Genomic DNA, 19,245 nt, shown 5'->3' on the forward strand with positions numbered 1-19,245 from the left:
TTATCAAGCCAACGGAATTTCCCATCCCAGGAATTTTCGGTTTTTCGATCCTGAAATGGAAAATTTGCGGCTTCCTCTCGGTAATCTTACCGGAAGCATCACAGCTTGCCGATATCATCCCCCTCGGGCACTACTTCGATTCTGCCTCGGAAGAGGCGACCGCATCCTTCCCCAGAGTGCCCGGCTGAGCCGCCAGTTCGGCGTCTGTTTTGGGCAGTTCTGTCGTGAACCACAAGATCGCACTGCGATCGATCGACGACGTCAGCAGCATCTTGCTATCAGGTGAGAACGCGATCGACGAGATCTCTTTGCGATGTCCCTTCAGCGGCACGAACTGTTGCACGTGCAATGGAGGCAATGGGGCATCCTTCTTCTCGGCATCATCAGCCGAAAGCTCGGGCCGGTCGATAAACCAAACCGTCAACGCACCGTCGAAGCTACCAGTAATCAGTCGTTCGCCAGTCGCCGAGAATGCGGCTCCGGTCACGTCGGTCGAATGTCCTTCAAGTTTCCGCGGCTCGCTGGTGCTCCACTGGTCGACCGGAACATCGGCCCACAGACGAACCCGCTTGTCGGTGCTGGTCGCCGCGAAACGCATTCCGTCCTGCGACACCGCCAGGCTACGGTAGCGGCCTGGGTGCACGGCGAACGATTCGCCAAGCTGATTCCAGGTTTTACTATCGACCAGTTCGATCGAACCGACCTGGTGTTCGCCACCATCTTCGTCGGTTTGCATGCGACTGCTGGCAATCACCAGCACTGGGTCAGGCTTGCCGCCAACCCAGGTCAACGCATCGATCGAGTAACCGGTATTGGCCAGATTCTGCACGAATTCTTTCTTCGCCAGATCGATGATCGCAATCCGACCGGCACTTCCTCCCACCGCCAACATGCTTTCGTTGAGCCCAGCAGCTTGCAGCGTTTGATAGCCAGAATCGAACTGGTCGAGCATCGTTCCGCTTTGAGCATCCCACAGACGAACCAGGCCATCGACATGCACCGAAACAATTTGCGTGTCGTGTGCCAGGAAGTCGCAGAAGAGAACCGGCCGCGTCGGAGCTAGTCGTTCGAGGCTCTTCTTTGCGGTCATGTCCCAAAGCTCGACATCGCGATTGCTGTACGAGACCAGGATTTGGTTGTCGTTGCTTGGAAACGCATCGACCAACACGACTTCGCGAGAAGCGGTGCCCACGATATCGTTTCCCTTACGCGAGTAAGGCAACGTTTCGCACTGTGGCTTACTCACTTCCCAGCGGGCAGCGTCGTGATCGCCAAGGCGATGTTGTTGAACGAAGTACACGACCTGGTTGTCGGCCGAAATCGAAGGAAACGCCGCCAGGCCGTCGCAGGTCGCTTTATGCAAAGCCTGCTGTGGATTGTTGAGTGCGAACAAGCTTAGATGCGTTTGCTTTCGCTGATCCGGCTGGTTGGCGTAATAGTCGTTGTACGTAACCACCAGATGCTTCAAGTCGGGCGAAACTGCGAACTGCAGGAATGGCAAGCCATTCTCTTTGCTCGGCAGATCACGAATCTTCGTGTCCTTGAGAAAGTCGTACAGCACCAGGTAACCTTCTTCGCGACCGGAGTCGTAACCCAACAGCAGTTCGCTGTCGGAGCTGAACGCGATCTGCTGCACGATGCCGGAGTCGACTTTCCAGACCGGTTCGCCGAGTTGCTTGTCGGCCTTATTCGGCATGGCATAGACTCGCACGCCGTTCGGGATCCGGACAGCAAAGTATTTTCCGCCTGGCGAGACGACCAGTTCCGAGACCTGGCCGATTTCGAGCGGACTGTCGACAGCGAACAGCTTCTCCCCTTGAGGATTCGCCGCGATCACCTTGGTTCCGGCGGCTCCTTGTGGGGAAGTCGATTGATCGAGGTAGATGAACTGATCGCTTAGCGGAATCGGGGCCATGCGGTACGAGCCACCTTCGGTCGGCGTGCTCCAGACGGCCTTTTTCGTGGCGAGATTCCAAACCGTGATACCGATGTCGGGATCGGCTGTGACGACATGCTTGCCATCGGCCAGCGAAGCCGAAATCGCCTTCTTGCCAATATTCTGACTGGTCCAGTCGCTCACATGCATATCGAGCTGTGGCTGATCGGTGCCTACGGTGGTGTCCCAGACCTGGGTACGCCCGGCCCGATCGCCGGTAACGAACTGGCGGCCATCTTGCGAGAAGCTGGCCCACAGCACGCTGTTCTGCAGATCGAGGTCCAGTCGATCCTGATACGTTTCATAGTTCCAGAATCGAGCGGTCTTGTCTTCCGAGACCGAAACCAGTTCTGGCTGCTCTGGATGGAAGGCGGAAGCAAACACGGCAGCCTGATGGCCACGCAGCGTCTTGAACTCCTTTAAGCGATTGCTTTGTGGATCGAACTGAAAGAGTTTCAGCGAACCATCCGCCAGCGAAGCCGAGAGCAATTTCCGTTCAGCGTCGTAGGTTAGTTGATTGACCTGGGCAGGAAGCGAAAAGGCGAGCGTGTCTTGCTGCTTCGGTCCGGTCCACAGGTTCAAACTGCCGTCGGCCAAGGCCAACGCCACACACGTTTCCGAAAGGTAAGCACAATGCAAGACAGGATCGTTGAACTGAAGTTCTTCGACATCTTGCGTGCTGCCATCGATCGTCATTCGCTTGACGCGATACTCTCCCTGAAATTCCTGGGCGTGGACATACTGCTTGCCGCTGGGGGAAACATCGAGATCGAAGACGTTCTCGGCGTGGATTAGCGATTTGCCCGTCAGTGTTTTCGAGTCAAGCAGATAGCAGCGTCCGCTCACCGCGACCATCACTTCCGACGACGCCCCGGGCACGAACTCAATCGCACTTACGGCTGGCATGGTCGAGTATTGGTTAAGCTTCGCCAGTTCGACCGTGGTCAGGTTGCCCTGCAGCGGCAGCACTTGCAAATACTTCGCCGGATGATCAGTCCCGATCCACAGCTGGCTTCCATCGGGCGAGAATCGCAGGCAGGTGATTCGGCAATCAGGCATCGCCACATGATTGGCCTTCGCATCCTTCTCTGTCGCGTGGCTGGTCGGGTAAAGATACAAGCCGTCCTCTTCCGTTCCGATCGCGGTCCACTTGCCGTCGATCGACGTCGCCACGGCCGTCGCCGAAACCTGGAAGTCGACATGGGGCACGTCAGGATGGCAGAGATACGCGAGGTGCTTCCATTCCCAGCCGCGATATTCTTCTTCAACACTCTCTAGCAGCGACAAGGCAGCCGCGATGTCGTTGGACTCGACCTTCGATTGAGCCAATCCGACCGAGGCGAACATGCCAGCGAAGAGTGCCCGGTTACGTTCCTGGGCGACATCCACCAACGCTTCTTCCAATCGGTCGCGTTGAACAGCGATGGCATCACGCTGGGTTTCGAGCTCGATATTCTGCTCACTGATTGTCGCCGTCTTCATTTGCAAATCCTGATTCAGCATCTTCAGCCTACTGTTCGCTGAATCGAGATTATTGTTGACGACCACCAGATTGTCTTTTTCTGCTTGGAGGTCCACCGCCAGACTATCGGCCTTCTCTTTCTCTCGAGTCGCCACCTCTTTCGCCTGGGTCGCTTTGTCGGCTTCGTCTTTCGCCTTTTGTTCGGCAGCGATGGCGACTTGAGCGGCATCGTAGGCCTGTTGTCGCAGGCCATTGATCACCAGCAAACCGATGCTCGCACCCACCAGGGCAAACAGCAAAGAGCCCACCGCAACGAAGCGGGCCATCTTGGCGTTCCGCGAGGTGCGTTCGGCATCGGCCTTGGCTTTGACCAGATCGTTGTAGATCGGTTCTTCGTCCGGATTCTCGGGACTGACCAGCTGCAGCCCGAGGTCGAAGTCCCCCTTTTTCAGCGCGCAGAGAGCATATTCCTGACGGGCTTCGTGGAAACCTCGATCGGCGACGTCGTTCTCGCTCCACAGCTTTAAGGCGTCCTCGAAGCCGAACATCGCCCGTGAGAACAGCTCGTAGTTCTCGGCCTCTTTGGCCGTTTCCAGTTCGTGCTGGGCGGTGTTCGCCAGTTCGATACTTTGCGCGGTCGATTGATACTTGCGAACTTCTTCCTGCAGCAAGGCGACCGAATTGAATCGTAGCTTCGGCGACGTCGCCATCGCCTTCAAGGCAATGTTCTTCAAGCGGCTGGTCGAATCGGAACGAACGATCACATTCTGAGCGGCCGCGACGAGGCACTCGGTGATTGTTGACGCGGCATGCGGCGGGAAGCCGGTAACGATTTCGTACAGCATCGCCCCCAGCAAGTAGATATCGCTGCACTTGCCGATGCGTTCGAGCGGCCCTTTCGCCATTTCCGGGGCCATGTACGCAGGCGTGCCCCCCATGGTGAACTCTTCTTTGCGGTTAAGATCGACCGCCAGGCCCCAGTCCATCACCAGCACTTCGCCATACTCACCGAGCATGACGTTTTCAGGCTTCAAGTCGCGGTGAATGACATTCTTCGAGTGGGCAAACGCCATCGCGTCGGCGACCTTCAGGAAGATATCGAGGTTCTCGGCTTCCGACTTGTTGCGGATCGCCTTGTGCCACTCGGTACCGGTTACGCACTTCATCGAATAGAAGAGCGTGCCATCTTCGGTCTGCCCCAGTTCGTGGATCGGAACGATGTTCGGGTGATCGAGAATCCCGGTGATCACCGCTTCGCTGAGGAACTTGGCCCGATCGTCTTCACGCTGGCCGATGTCCCGTTTCAGTGTTTTGACCGCCACACGGCGCCGCAGCGATTTCTGCTTGGCGGCATAGACCACGCCCATCCCGCCTTTGCCAAGCTGGTTGATGATGGCGTAGTCGGAACCTTCCTCCTGGTCGGAAAGAATGCGGCGTCGCAGATCAACGCCTAGTTCTTTGGCTTTGCTGACCGTGGCGGTACGCATCGTCTGCATCGGCGAACCATCGCCAGCCGCCCAGTAACGTTTCACGTCGCTTGGTGAAAGAGGTTCCGAACCGAAGGTAACATTCAGGTCGTCATCCGAGACAGGACGATTGGGGTCACCAATATCGACCGTCTGCTGGATGTCGTCTCCACTCACGCTAAAAGCGAGCGTGTGGCTCGCATCTCTTCCAGCGTTGGGGTCGCCTTCCAGATCAAGCGTCTGCATGCCTTCCCCACCAGCCGGCGGCACGTCCATGGTCGGCTGCGAGTGAATGTCACCAGCTTCCGGTTTGCCGAGGTCGAGCGTTTGAAACCCGTCCCCCTCGCCTTCGACCTTGTCGAGCGAAATCGTGCCAGAGGTATCTTCGCTACTAAACTCAATCGTGTGCCCGATGTCCTCGCCCGGTGGTTGGATGAACTCGTCTCCCACACGGGAAGCCCCTGGCAGATCGATGGTCTGGTTTGGGGAAGGCTGGCCATCTTCATCGAGTTCCAGCGTCTGCGCGTTCAGATCTTCAGGCGAAAGTTCCAGCCCATCGTCAGCGTTGTCGGCATCTTCAGAAGGTGAGAGATCCAATCCAGACGGAACGGTCTCGGAGGTGTGACCTGGCCACTTGGCATCGCAATAGGGGCAGAAGCCAGCGGAATGCTGGAAGTCGGGCAATTCCGCGTGACAGTTCGGGCACTTGAAAGTCGACATGAAGCTGTTTCCCCCAATTCGATTCGCTCGCCGAGTGCCCTTGCTTCCCGGAGCAACTTGCGACCCGTTTCTCGATCCGTTTTGCTTCGTATCTCAACGAATGTTCAGGATCTCGCAGAAAGTTCGATCTTAACGCGCCACCTTCCTCACCCCAAGGAATCGGGGGCGGCGACGGCATCGAATTATAGACCTTTAATCTAGCCATTGACGGGCGCGACGACGCAGTCGGGCCAGATTCCCTACCCCCAGATCCTCTGGTGGATCCGGGTTTTCGCTATTACCGGAATCCGACCGGTTTTTCTCATCTTCCTGACGCTGAGAGGCGACCGCCGCCATCAAGGCCGCTCCGCCAATCATGGCTCCGCCGAGACAGTCTCGCGCGACCATTCGTTTGGCCCGCAACTGTTGCGTGAGTCGATCGATCTCTTGCAGATCGACCGCCGCCACACGCTGCATCAAGATAGCGTCTTCGCTTGGCAACTGCTCGTCCGTGGCGGCCTCGGACGAGGCGACCGGGTCGGCATCGGGGAACCATTGTTCGTACTCGCGGGCCCAGACATCTTCCGCTGAAAGCGAGCTGGCTGTGGAAGCGACCGCCAGTTCGGCTTGGGTTGCCGCGGCTGGCGAATCGTTCTGGCTGAACAAGTCGAACGGAACCGGGCGATCTTCTTTCCAGAAGTAATGGATCTGCGGTTCTTCGACGCCTGGGTACAAGATCGAAATTCGATACAGCCCCGGCGGGAACTGATCGCCATTGAGGATCAACGCCTTCACGGCATCGAGCGTCATGTACTCGCTGCCGAGCTCGATCTCTTCTCCGATTTCCTCGAAGTTGCTCGGGTCGACTTCCACCACGGTGACACCGTCGATCTGGGTTGCCGCGCGGGCATCGTCGTTGATCTTCGGCAGCGACGAGTAAGGCACCGTTTCTGCTTCGATGATCGGCGATGGCTCGACCAGAGGGGCATTCGGTGGGACGAAGTCGACCGGCTGGTAGTTGCTGAACGGAATCGTATTGAAGAAGAACTGGAACTTGTCTTGCACGAAGTTCAGGTTCTGCTCGTTTGGCGTGCCAACGTTCTCGTACAGATTGATCTGCGGACTGTTGTAAGCCCGAACCGTAACCGTTACCGAAGCAGAACTGGTCGCGAACTCCCAGGCGTAGGCATGTTCGACTGCCGTATCGGAATCGATCGCCCCGTCGAATGATCGAACGTCCAACGCGGTTCCATCACCCCAGTCGACAACGATCCGGAAGTCGAGCTCGCCAGAGGCACCAAGCTGCGAGATGACAAAGAACGCTTCGGCATCGAGGCCAACGGCGGTCGACAATAAGTACGTGGTGGTCGTCCCAGGGATCCGAACGTAGATCGGGCCTTCGTTCGGCGAACCGTCGATGATCTCGAACAGTTGGTCGGCCGGATTGGGCAGCAGGATATCGTTGTACTGCTGAATCTGCGCCACGATCGCGAACAAATCTTGCAGCATCGGATCGATCGCGTTGGTCTGGCTCGAATGCAGTTCGAATCCAGCCGTGATCTGCAGGCTGCCTTCCGCCAACGCCGTAATGATGCCGGAGTTCGCCAGGTCGACAATCACCGGATCGGAACCAGCGGCTCCGAACGTCAACGCACCGCCATCAACCGTTCGCAGGAAGACGTGCCCGGCATCGCTACCGGCGGTTACCAGTCCATTTACTGAAACCGGATCAGCGAACGCCCCATCGACGCGGCGGATCACAAGATCACCACGGTTCACCAGCACTAGCGAGTAATCTTCGCCCACGCCATCGGCGAACTTGTCGGCCAAGCCGCCCGCCGCGTAGGTATCGCTGTTCTCGTCTGGAAGCAGCGGATCGATCGCGTCGGTCGTCAACGAACCATTGAAGCCATCGGAAACGTTGATCCCGGCGGCAGTGAAGTCGAGCGTCGAACCCGGCGTGACATTCAGCGGGGTTCCTTCGGCGGAAGCAGCCAGCCAATCGACGTCCAACGACGTGAGCAGTACTGCGCCCCCTTCCGAGATAAAGAGCCCTTCTTGGGCGATAATATTCGAGGCCCCAGGGTTGCCAATGCGGAAGTCGTTGACCTGAACAATGCTGCCATCGGTCCGCACATGGATCGATCCGCCCGCAGCCGTTCGGGTTCCGTCGATGATCGCCAGGCCATTGGTGTCGGCTTGTTCGTCAATCGTGATCTTCTGGGCTTCGGCATAAAGGATTCGCAGGTCGATGTCCCCTTGCAGCGACACCTCAGCCGCGGTCTTCAGCGAGGTCAGGTCGGCCACCGACAACGAAGAACCAATTTGGTTCTCGATCGTGTTGTTCGCTGTCAGCACCAACGATTTGGCGACACTGTCACCGACCAGCAAGATGCCATTGGCCTCATCTTCCGAGATCGTGACGTGCATGCCATCGGCCTGGAACTGAAGCGATCCGAAGCTGACATTTGTCGGAGAATCGAGCCCCCGGAAGAACGAATCGTTGGCACTAGGCAAAACACCGACGCGCAAGTCGCCGTTGTCGACATCGAAACTGGCCTGACCGACCACCGTCAGATCGTTCACGGTAGCGAACGTAATCGAGCCCGCATCGAAGGTCGAGTCGTTCCCGACAAAGATCTCGCCGTCCTGACCCAGGTCGCCCGCGATTTCCACGCGAAGGTCATTCGTGATGTCGATCTCAGAAAGAGTCAGGCTCTTCGCGTTGACCAGTTCCAACGTCAGGTCGCCGATTGTTCCGGCCTTCGCGACCAGGTCGAAGTCACCACCAGGCGTATCGGTCACATCGACGTTTTCGTTGCGGATCTCGAAGTTGAAGAGCAAATTGTCGCTGCCACCCAGGTCGAGATTCACATTGGCCGACATATCGTTGCCAACGTTCAGCAGTGCGATGGTGGCCTTCGTGGTCAAGGCAAGCGTCGTTTGCGTCGAAATATCGAGGGCCGTTCCCCCGGCTTGCGTGATGTCGCCATTAGCGGTCACCGAGAAATCGGCCGCACGAATATCGAGGAGTTCGATCGCGTCGATCCCATCGACAATGTCGACCACGCCGGCACGTTCGGCCAGTCCGCTGTTGACCGAAACTGAACCGAAGTTGTTCGTCGTCTTATCGAGCAGCACCGTCACACCGTCGGCCACTTCAATGGTCGTGGTACCGGTGACTTCCAGTTGACCGCCACTTTGGCTGATCGTGTCGATTGCACGCAGCGTCAAGGTTGGCGTCGTGATCGCTTCGAGCGTGACCGTGCCCTCTGCGTTCAGTTCAACAAAGCTGTCGGCCGACTGCGTCGCGTCGATCGAGCTGCCTGCCATTTGCGAAAGAGCACCGCCGCTGTCAGTCACAAAAGTGGTTAGTTTGTCGACGATGAAATCGGTCAGCACCAAGCCGGCGTCGCTGTCGACAATCGTCACTTCGCCCGCAGCTGTTCCGCCGAATCCTTCGACACCGATCGTTCCGAACTCGTTCGTCGCGGAAGAAAGATCGACGTCCGCCCCGGTCGCGACCAGCACGGTCGTCGTACCTGAAACTTTCAGTTCATCGGATGCCTGGGAAATATCGTTGCCGGCGGTGAGCGAAAGCGTGACCGTTTCCAAGCCACGCAGGGTGATCGTCTGGCCGGCGGTCAGATCAACCTGACTTCCGGCCGACGCGGTCGCATCGATCGACGTAAGAGCGGCTTGTGTCAGAGCCCCAGGCGTTTCGACGGTTAATTTGTCGACGGCAAAATCGAGCAGTTCCAGGTCGCCGCTACTGTCAGTGACTTTAACTTCGCCAGCAGCCGTCCCACCAGCACCGGTCACTCCGATCGAACCGAACTCGTTCGAGGCAACCGAAAGATCGACTTTCTGCCCGGTGGCGACTTCAACCGTCGTCGCACCGGTGATGATTAATTGATCGGAGGCCTGCGTGATGTCTCCGCCTGCCGCCAATGACAGAGCAGCCGACGTGATACCACGCAGCGAGATCGTTCCGCCTGCGGTCAGATCGACAAAGCTATCGACCGTCGCCGTGGCATCGATCGAGGTCGCCGCCATCTGCGAAAGATTGCCAACCGTCGAAACGGTCAACTTGTCGACTACCATTTGATTCAGTTGCAGGTCGCCGTCGTTGTCGACAATATCGACTTGACCGGCTGCCGTTCCGCCATTCCCTGTGACGCTGATTTCGGCCAGCTTGTTGTTGGCCGCGGAAAGATCGACCGGAGCACCGGCACCCACGACAACCGAGGTGATTCCAGCGACATCGATCGAAGTCATGGTGGCCTGGGTCACCCCGCCGGTCGCCGTCAACTTCAAGGTGTTGGTCGTAACATCGCCAAGTTCAATCGCCGCATCGGTCGTCAGCGAGATCGTATCGTCGACCTGCAAGTTGGTACCTGAAGCTTGATCGATATTGCCAGTTGCTTGCGCGATCAGAATCCCAGCTTCGACATCGCCCAGAACGATTGTGTTGTCATCCTTCAGCATCACCGTCCCGGCAACATCTGCCACGCCGTTGCCGAGGATCGAAACGGCACCGGTGAAGTCGTTGCCATCGTTGAACAGCGTGACCGGCAAGTTTCCACCGATAGTGATGACCGTCGTGCCGTTCACATCGAGCGCCGTCGCAGCGATCTGGCTGATGCCACCACCCCCACTGCCCGAGTTGATCACAAGATCAAGCGTTTGCAGGTTGCCAAGCGTGATCGTGCCGGAGGTGGTATTCAGTTGAACCAGCGTCGTGGTGGTGACGGGTGCCGTGGCCGAGGCATCGATATTGCCGCCATTGGTCGTTGCGATTAACGTTCCGGTCGTGATCTCGCCGAGCGTGATACCGCCGGTCGTTGCCTCGAGCGTGACGGAAGTATCGGCTTGAATCGCCGTGCCTGTTTGCTGCGAAATGCTGGTCCCGGCTAGGGCACTGAAAACGTCAGCTTCGATTGCGCCCAGTAGCAAAGCGTTCGCATCGCGAATCGAAACGGTGCCTGGCGTACCAGCACTTTCGACCGAGACCGCTCCGCCAAAGTCGTTTCCAGCTTCGTTCAGCAGCACATTGAAGGTGTCGGCGACGGCGACTTCCGTGGCCCCAGTAACCACGAGCGTCGTCCCAGGGACCTGAGTGATGTCGCCGGTCTGGGCTTCGACATCTAGATCGCTGGCGGAAACATTGCCCAGCGTGATCGCGTTGCCGTTAAACAGCGTAACGGTGGTGCCCGTCAGGTTCACTTGATCCTGGAAGTTATTGCTGAGCTGGTTGAGCGTGATCGAGCCGACCGTCGCCAGGGTTGCTGCCCCGGAGACCGTGATTCCATCAATTGTCTGATCAATCGCCGCGGCGCCGGTCACATCCAACTGCATCGCATTGATCGCACCCAGCGTCAGGTCGCCGCTCGCGACATGGATCTCGACGATACCAGCCGGGTCAACGCCCGCGTGGGCCGAGACCGCATCGCCGAACACGTTCGGGCCGTCGAGTACGATGTCTTGATTCGTTCCCGCTTGAAACACGCTGGCATTCGAGACATCGATCCCATCGGTCGTCTGCTCGATCTTGGCGGCAGAGGTAACGTTCAACTGACTGGCGTAAATCTTGCCGAGGGTCAGGTCGCCCACACCACCTAAGATTTGAACGGTGCTGGCTCGATCGCTGCCGGTGAGACCTTGAACCGAGATCGCACCAGTGAATTCGTTGTTGCTATCGAGCAGCGTAACGTTGCCTGAATCGGCGACGCGAATGCTGGTCGCGCCATCGATATCGAGTTTGCCCGACTGCGTCAGATCGCCGCCGATATTGACGTTCAAATCGCCAGCCAGTTTGATCTCGGGCAGATCTAACGAAGGAGCGTTTTCAAACAGCAGCGAAACGTTGGTCATTCCCCCTGAAGCAAGTCGGGCTTCAAATTCGCCTGGGATGGTCGAGCTCGGAATGGCAGCCGTAGCGCTATCGTCACGCAGGTAAAAGCTGTCCAGTAACGCCGATCCATCGACGGTCATGCCGCCGGTGAACTGGTTCGCTCCGTACTGCAGATCGATATCGCCAGCGCCGGTCAATGTCAGCTTGGTCGCCCCGCTAACCGAGATCGCTTCGCCGCTGTTGACCTGGGAAATCGAACCGTTGGCCGTGACTTCCAATTGCGAAGCGGTGACTTCGCCCAAAACGATCGATCCGGTATCCGAGACCAGCGTGACATTCTGCCCCTCGGCTTCAACCTTGCCGGTCCAGGCGTTGCCTGACTGGTCGAGCGTGATATCGGCGGCGGCGGTCAGCTTGGTATCGCCACTAACAGCGATGCCACCAATCAATTGTTGAATCGATCCACCAGCGGAAAGCTCCAGCGAGTCGACGGTGAGCCCTCCGACGTCGATGTCGTTGGCGTCTTGGTAGGCGACGTCGGAACCGGTGCCAATGATGGTGCTGAAGTCATGGGCGGCGTCGTTCAAATCGACGTCCAAGTCGCCCGTGATTTCGTCCAGAACCAGGTTATTACCTTCAAGCACGGTACTGCCGCCGAGCCCGATGGTGCTCTTGTCCATGTTGCCGGCGTTCGAAAGCAGCAGATCGCCACCGATCGTCACCGGGTCCATGCTATTGCCCAGATCGACCTGATCGATCCCGCTCACCGAAACATCCCCGGTCGAGAACGAGTTGCTCAGATCGCCCAGGCTGTCTGCGAAGATCAGCTGCGAAAGGCTGGCCGCATCCAGGCCTGCGTCAAACGAAACCGACTGGAAGGTAGTCAGGGCGAACGTCGTGGTGTCGCCCGCCATTGGCGCGGTGACCACGCCGTTGATGTCGAGGGAGGTAATCCCCGAGATGGTGAGGTTGCCGGAACCGTCGCGGCCGATCGTCACCATGTCGCCGTCATCGATCGTGACGTTCAGATTGCCAGCCATATCGAGCGTAGCCGCAGCCAGCACCACGCGAGGTTCCAATTCGCGGAAGCGGAGCTTCGTATCGAATTGGTCCTGGAAGGCTTGCTGAGGTCGTTTGTCCTGGGCAGCTTCTCCGAAGATTCGCTTCCAGAAACTCTTCTTTTTCATTCGTCGCAGCTCGACAGGCGGAAAGGAGAGGAGTGTAATCCGCGGGAGGGAAAAGAACAGAAGAATGCAGCGTGCCCGTGTGCCGCAAATCACCCAATTTGCGACAAATCCCCCAAACTAACGAATTCCTCGTAGAATTTCATTCAAGTCACGCCGTGGGACGGTGTCAACGAAGTTCCTGGGAATTTAGGGAAGACGCCTTAAGCCTTTTGTTTTCAGCATTTGTGGTGTTCGCTGCCCCCTAAAACACCACCCGCCCGATGGACCTTCAACACACCCATTAAACAACAGTCTGGGAAAAATAGGTAGTCCCTATGTTTTCTCCCCATAATTGTATGGGGGAGGGTCATGCCGGGTCGAAAGAACCAATAACCCCGTTTCTGCTTGGAAACGAGACGATGCCCGGAAAGGGGCTTCTTCGCGTGCCGCGTCTGGAAGAGGATTCCTCGCAATGCCGAGTGTTCTGCAGATTCAAAAACTTGGATTCCACACCCTCGGCCGGGCCTGTCTGGTCTTGCTGGCGACGGTGTGTCTGCTGAACTCGGTCCTGGCAGCCGAACCGGCCGGGCGAGCTCGCCTGCGGATTCAGCCTGTCTCTCCTTCCCGTTCCGCTGTGCAGTCGACGCCAAGCCAGATTCGGATGGCCTCGGGCGAAGAAACTTCCGGCCTGCAGCCGGTGATTCAGCCAACCGCACTGACCTTGCTTCAGCCACCATCGGAAGCCGCGTCGACGCCTCCGAGCCCTCCGGCTCAGATCACGATCCAGGCCATGCCGAAACCGGCCACCGCTGCCGGTGTCACGCCAGAGAACATCTCGCCTCCGCTGCCAGCTTCGCTTCAAGCGATTGCCAACGATCGTGGGCGACTCTCGAACAAGCCTGAAAGCTTCTTCAAAAGTCTGACGCCGGAAGATCGCGAGATCCTTTACGATGGCAAGCCAGCGCAAGACTTCGGAATCGGCCGAACCTACGACTACGACATCGATGGCAAGGAAGTCACGCCGCCAACCAACATCGCGGCCAAGATCTTCTCGGAAGAGCCAACCGAAGACTTCCCTTACGGCTATCACCACGACTGGTATCCGATGGTCGCGATGTGGGAAGCCCCAGGGCTGTATCATCGCCCGCTCTACTTTGAAGAAGTCAACCTGGAACGCTACGGCAACCAGCACATACATCTGCAGCCGGTCTACTCGACCGCGCACTTCTTTGCCAACACGCTGACGTTGCCTTACAAGATGGGTGCCTACCATCCGTGCGAACGCATTTATACCTTGGGGCATTACCGCCCTGGTGACTGCAATCCACACGATGTTCACACGACGCCATTCACCTGGAAAGGTGTGATCTATACCGGGGCCGTCTATTCCGGCATCGGCGCCGCCTTCCCTTAAGAGAAGAAGCGGAAGTTCAACTGAAAGAACCGGGCCACGATCTGCCAAACTGTTTGTGGCCGGCCCACGATCACCGCTTTGCCAATCGTTCCTGGCAATACCTTCTGCCCAGCGTGCTCGTCTAGCGTTACCGTCGCCGAAAACGCACCACGTTCCAACGCCAACGATCCATCATCACGACGACGGCCCCCAAGCGACTCTTGCGAGCTCAAATTGCGTGGCACATCGGTCGATTGATCGGTCGAGATATCGCTTATCGTTCCGCTGAGACTGTGGGTCGAAGTTCCATCGAACAAGATCGAAACAGGGTCCCCTTCGCGAATCAATTCGATCTGATCTTGGTGAATCAGCAGCCGAGCTTGAACCGCTTCAGCATCACCGATCAAGCAAAGCAACTCGCCTCGTTCGAGCAGGCAACCACGATTTGCAGGATCGAGCGGGCTGCCGGTCCAGTGCGAAAGAAAGCGATCGGAACTTCCTCGTTCGATCTTATACGGAGGTGCGATCACCATGCCGTCGACCGGGGCTTTCACGGAAAGATTGCCTTGCTCGCGCAGGATCACCTCGCGTCGCTGTTGCAGATCGGTAAGTGCCGCTTCGGCCGTTGGGATCTGGGCGGCAGCCTCGGGACTGTTGTTCGAGCGAAGCTTGAGACTCTCTAGATGTTGTCGCTGGAGTTCGATCTCCCCTTCCACGACCAGTTGATGATCGGCCAGATCTTCGTTCACCAGCACAGCCAACACGTCGCCTTTCTGAACGTGCGCCTGCGGGGCAATGGCTTCGACCACGCGACCATCGACCTGGGCGTAGACGCGATGATCGGAATCGATCTCGGCGATTGCTGGAACATGTATCCGCGACGGAATCGGAATCATTCCCAGGCCAGCCACGATCGACAGCAGCACCACCGCCGCACCGATGACACGTGCTCGATTCATTGCGTCTCCCCTACCCTTTGGACGTCCGATCCATTGCCCTAGCCGCATCGCTGGCTTCAGCAGAAGCCCGATGGCGAACAAGCCTACCACCACATACCACAGCGACAGCAGATCATTCTGCCGACAGGCCTGGTACAGAAACCACAGGATGAAACCAAAGACCAGCGTTCGATACACAATCGCCAAGATCGCGTACGTGCGCAGCAAGCCTGCTTGAGGCTCTGGCGGAGCAACCTCTGGATGCCGAAAGAACCAATTGCGAAACGGCGTCCACAATGCTTCGCTGGACCGGCTACCGAGGTTCGGCAGGTTCCACCAATCGGAAAGAATATAATAGCCATCGTACCGCAGCAGCGGATTCGCATTCACCACGACGGTGCTCACGCCACATACGAATACGATATTCAACAGCCAATCGCGGATCGGCCCAGGGTTGGCAAAGTACCATAGCGTGAAAGCGATCGTTGCGAGAATCACTTCCACATACATCCCTGCGGCCGAGACCATAATGCGTGGCCAGCGCCGCGGAAAGAGCCATGCGTCGGAGACATCGCAGTACATCGCCGGCGTGAAAACCATCAGCAGCACGCCAATCTGATGGCATTCACCCCCCATCGCTTTGCAGCAATAGGCATGCCCCAGTTCGTGCAGCACTTTCACCAGGGCGAAGGTAACCAGTAACAGCACCAGGTTTTCGCCCCGAAAGAAAGCCGACTCGCTAGGCAGTTTCGCGGTCACCGCATCGAGATTCAACAGCCCGAGCAGCAGTGCCAGACCTGCAAACAGCAGGACGATGGTCACGGTCGTCTTGTGAAAGAGCCAGCTCACGGCTCCGCTCGTTGCCTTCAGCCAAGGCTCGGGATCGATGCCAGGTAAGCGAATGGAAAGGACTTGCAGCGGCAGCGAAGCCAGCTCGAACCAGGCCTGCTTCTTCTTCCGCTGCAGCAAGGTATCTGCCTGGTTCTCCGCAGAAGCGATCAACAGGCCGCGTTGATGCAGACTATGGCAGAACCCCAATATCTCTTGCGTCGAGATCCGACGCGGGGCGAACTGTTCTTCGTAGAGCGATTGGATTTCCGCAGGACTCGAATGCCCATCCAAGTGTCGCATGACAAACACTTCGGCCAATCCGAAATGAAAGTAACGCAGCGTGACCGGATCTTTCACAATCCAGGTTTCGCCGTCTGCTTCCTGGCGTCGCGCAAAGACCAGGTCGGGCCGGATGCGGACTCCCTGGCGAAGCGAGAACTTGGATGCGACGGCGGTCGACACGCGCTATACACCTCGTGGTTTAAGACTTCGATTGAATCGTCATCGAGGCCCGCAGGCCTGGGCGGAGCTTCAGATCTTTGTTGTCGAGATCGACCCACACGCGTACCTGGCCATTGACCGGGTCGACTTCGGGATCGACAAAGGTAACCTTCCCGGTGACTTCGATCGGCTCTTGATTCGGAATCTCGACACGCACCGTCGCCGGCGTTCCGATCAGATCAATCATCGCCTCTTCGTTGCGAATAAAACCTTCGGCCCGCAATCGATCGATCCGCACGACTTTCACGACCGAATCGCTGGTCTGTACCCATTCTCCTTCGCGGCGAAACACGGCGACCACCATGCCCTCGATCGGTGAGACAATCGCATGCTTTTTCAACTGAGTCTGCACGATTCGCATTTCAGCATCACGCAGTTGCGCAGTCAGTTTGGCAATGGCGATTTTCTCTTCCGACTGTTCAATCTCCAGACGACTCTTCTCGACGACTAGCCGCAGGCGGTCCATCTCGGTTTGCGAAACGCTTTTTTCGGCGATCGCGAGTGCGTCTTCCGAACGTGAAAGTTCCGCCGAAGCGACTTCCAGGCTCTTCCGCGCGAAACGAATGTTGACGTCGTTCTCGGATTCACGTTTCGCGATATCAAAATCAACGCGTGCCTTCTCGACCTCCATCCGCTTCTCGTCGTCGTCGATCTTGGCGATCACCTGACCGCGATCGACGATCGAACCTTCCTGGGCGGTGACCGACTTCAAGACGCCCGACTGCTGCGCCGGGATCTCGACCGATTCGATGATCTTGAGCAGTGTAGCCGCCACTTCGATCTCTGCCGCTTCCACGTTGACCAGTGGGATCAACGTGCAAAGAAGACCTAAAGTGCGAAGCGAATGAGAGGCAATCCAAGGCATGACGCGTTCTCGTTTTGTCGTAAGCGGGAACAGTTACCAGAACAGGAAGCGGCGGATCGACTCCACCAGTTGATAGGACCAAACGTAGGCGATCGAGCGTTGACCGCAATCAATTCGACCAACCACACTCAGTCCGTGACGCAGGTGAGGGATCTGCGATTTATCGAAGTCGGCCAGCAGCGGCACGAACGGTTGCTCGGCGTTTTCATCCAGATCGACGATGGCCGCCGTATCGGTGAGAAGTCCCTGGTAGGTTTGCCCTGGCTCGTTCACCAACTGGAATCGAACTTCCAGCGGCTCGCTCGATTGCTGCTGCGCGGTGACCACGTGATAGGTCCGCTTGTCAGGTAGTTCCAATTCCAAGAGCCAAGGCCCCTGCACATCGGCGACTTTCATCAACAGCTCGCCTCGACTGACCGGTCGGGCCGCGAGGACTTCTTCCAGTTCCCAGTCGAGAACTTGCCCTTGGATCGGACTGAGCAACTTCAGTTCGTCTTCCCGCTTCTGCAGCAAATCACGCCGCTTGGTTAGGCTTTCGATCTGCGTGGTTAGCTTCAGTTGATCGGCCGAAAGGTTTTCGAGCGTATCGGTCGAGCGAGTTTCGGCACGAGGATCACGCCGCATCCCTTGCGAACGCTTGACGATGATGGCATCAAGCTCGGCCTGAGCGGTTTGCAGTTGGCCGACAATCTCGGCACGTTGCAATTGAAATTCATTCGATCGAAGCTGGATGAGCGGCTCGTCAGGAGTGACTTCCTGACCATGCGCGACAAAGATCTCTTCGACGTAACCGTCGGAAGGGGCGAAGATGTTTCGCTGCAGTTTCGGGACCAGTTGCCCCTGCACCTCGATCGAAAAATCGGTCGGAATCAAAAACAGAGCAACGATCAGACACACCACCGGCACCAAGACCTTCAGCGTCGTGGGCAGACGATACCAGCCAACCACCGCCAAGCCATTGCCCAGTGGACGGAGCACGGAAGCAAACGGAACCTGACGATAGGTCCGGGCATTGGCCAGCGCGGATGCCGCATGTCGCACCATCGGTTCGGCCCGGCGCAGGAGTTCCGCCCCGTCGAGATGTTCGATGCTTTCCAGCACTAACGCCCCGATCGGCGGCGATGGTTTTCGCTTCGCGGCGTCGTCCTCGGCTTCGACCGCGAAAGGCTCTTCCAAGGGAATCACCGCGATGATCTTCGAGGGGGACTCTTCCAGGTAATCGGCCAAAGCGGCTTCGACCTGGGGCGGAAGCGATTCGGTTTCACCGGTGTACAGCAAAGGCTGCTTGGCGCGAACGACCTCGGTCGCCAACCGCTGCAGCGTTCGCACCGTGTTCGAGCGACCATGCGCCCTATCGACGCCGGAGATCGCATCGAGCCGGCAGCGACTGCCACGCAGCGACAACACCGCAACGCGATCGGCATCGAGACAATTGCGTGCTTCGTTCGCGATTCGGTAGGCCGTTTTGTCGTACGCCAGGTCGGTATGCACGAGGCTGGCAAAATCGAGCTGTCGCTTCCAATCGGATTGATGCTGACGGAAGTCACGCAGCAGCGTCTGCTGTTGAAAGTGCTGAGCGACTTCGCCGAAAGCTTGTACGATGCGTTGATAGGTCTGCTGCACCGAACGAGCCACAGGGCCTTTTTGATACAGCACCAGCACGCCCCAGCTTTCCCCGACCACCTTTAGTGGCAGTGCGATCATTTCGTACGGGGAGGTTGCCTGCTGACTACCGGCGAGTGCCTTGGCTTCGGTTCCGGTGAATACCTGATAGAGGTAGGCTTCGTCATCGCTCATCGCGTGGGCAGCCTGACCGACCGGATAAACCGAGGCGAGATCGGACTGGTGAGCAAGGATCAAATGCCCGCCGGGGCCTTTCGTCCAGATGGCCGCACCGAGGGCGGTTGCCGCGAACGTCAATCGATCGAGCAGTTGCCCATAGAACTCGTCCGGCGCAAGAGGCATGTCGGAAAGTTCGGCAACTTCATCGAGCAGCGACTCGATTCTTTGCCGGGCTTCATCCGTCGTGCGCGGTGCGTTCTGATGATGCAACGAAGATTCCATGGTTCGCGGAATGAACCACCCCCAACAGATGACGTTTCAACGAGAGTACCCAGCCGGAATTATCCGGAAA

6 protein-coding genes are annotated in these 19,245 nt (G+C 57.7%); 1 reads left to right on the plus strand and 5 read right to left on the minus strand.

Annotation, left to right across the window (positions count from 1 at the left end; genetic code table 11):
• Positions 1-130: 130 nt before the first annotated feature.
• Together ABD890_RS08455 and ABD890_RS08460 are read right to left on the minus strand one after the other, a co-directional pair.
• Positions 131-5,584 carry a protein kinase domain-containing protein gene (locus ABD890_RS08455; protein ID WP_345087818.1) on the minus strand — a complete coding sequence of 1,818 codons (5,454 nt, stop codon included), beginning with the start codon at positions 5,582-5,584 and terminating at the stop codon, positions 131-133.
• 192 nt (positions 5,585-5,776) lie between these two features.
• Positions 5,777-12,604: a beta strand repeat-containing protein gene (locus tag ABD890_RS08460; RefSeq protein WP_345087820.1), complete on the minus strand. Its 6,828-nt coding sequence runs from the start codon at positions 12,602-12,604 to the stop codon at positions 5,777-5,779.
• A 451-nt stretch (positions 12,605-13,055) separates the two neighbouring features.
• Here ABD890_RS08460 and ABD890_RS08465 point away from each other — a divergent pair, with 451 nt between their 5' ends.
• A complete protein-coding gene (locus tag ABD890_RS08465) occupies positions 13,056-13,997 on the plus strand; it encodes a hypothetical protein (protein WP_345087822.1) in 942 nt (313 codons plus the stop codon).
• Here the strand turns inward: ABD890_RS08465 and ABD890_RS08470 are convergent.
• The 3 genes from ABD890_RS08470 to ABD890_RS08480 are packed head-to-tail and all read right to left on the minus strand — an operon-like array spanning position 13,994 to position 19,175.
• Entirely contained in the window at positions 13,994-16,207 is a 2,214-nt protein-coding gene (locus ABD890_RS08470) for a hypothetical protein (RefSeq protein WP_345087824.1), read from the minus strand. The genes ABD890_RS08465 and ABD890_RS08470 overlap by 4 nt on opposite strands.
• A 19-nt stretch (positions 16,208-16,226) precedes the next feature.
• Positions 16,227-17,111, minus strand: coding sequence for an efflux RND transporter periplasmic adaptor subunit (locus ABD890_RS08475; RefSeq protein ID WP_345087826.1), 885 nt, complete (start codon positions 17,109-17,111; stop codon positions 16,227-16,229).
• Positions 17,112-17,144: 33 nt separating this feature from the next.
• On the minus strand, positions 17,145-19,175 hold the full coding sequence (locus ABD890_RS08480) for an efflux RND transporter periplasmic adaptor subunit (RefSeq protein WP_345087828.1): 2,031 nt from the start codon (positions 19,173-19,175) through the stop codon (positions 17,145-17,147).
• Between the last annotated feature and the right edge of the window lie 70 nt (positions 19,176-19,245).

This window comes from Bremerella cremea, from assembly GCF_039541315.1.
Taxonomy (GTDB): domain Bacteria; phylum Planctomycetota; class Planctomycetia; order Pirellulales; family Pirellulaceae; genus Bremerella; species Bremerella cremea.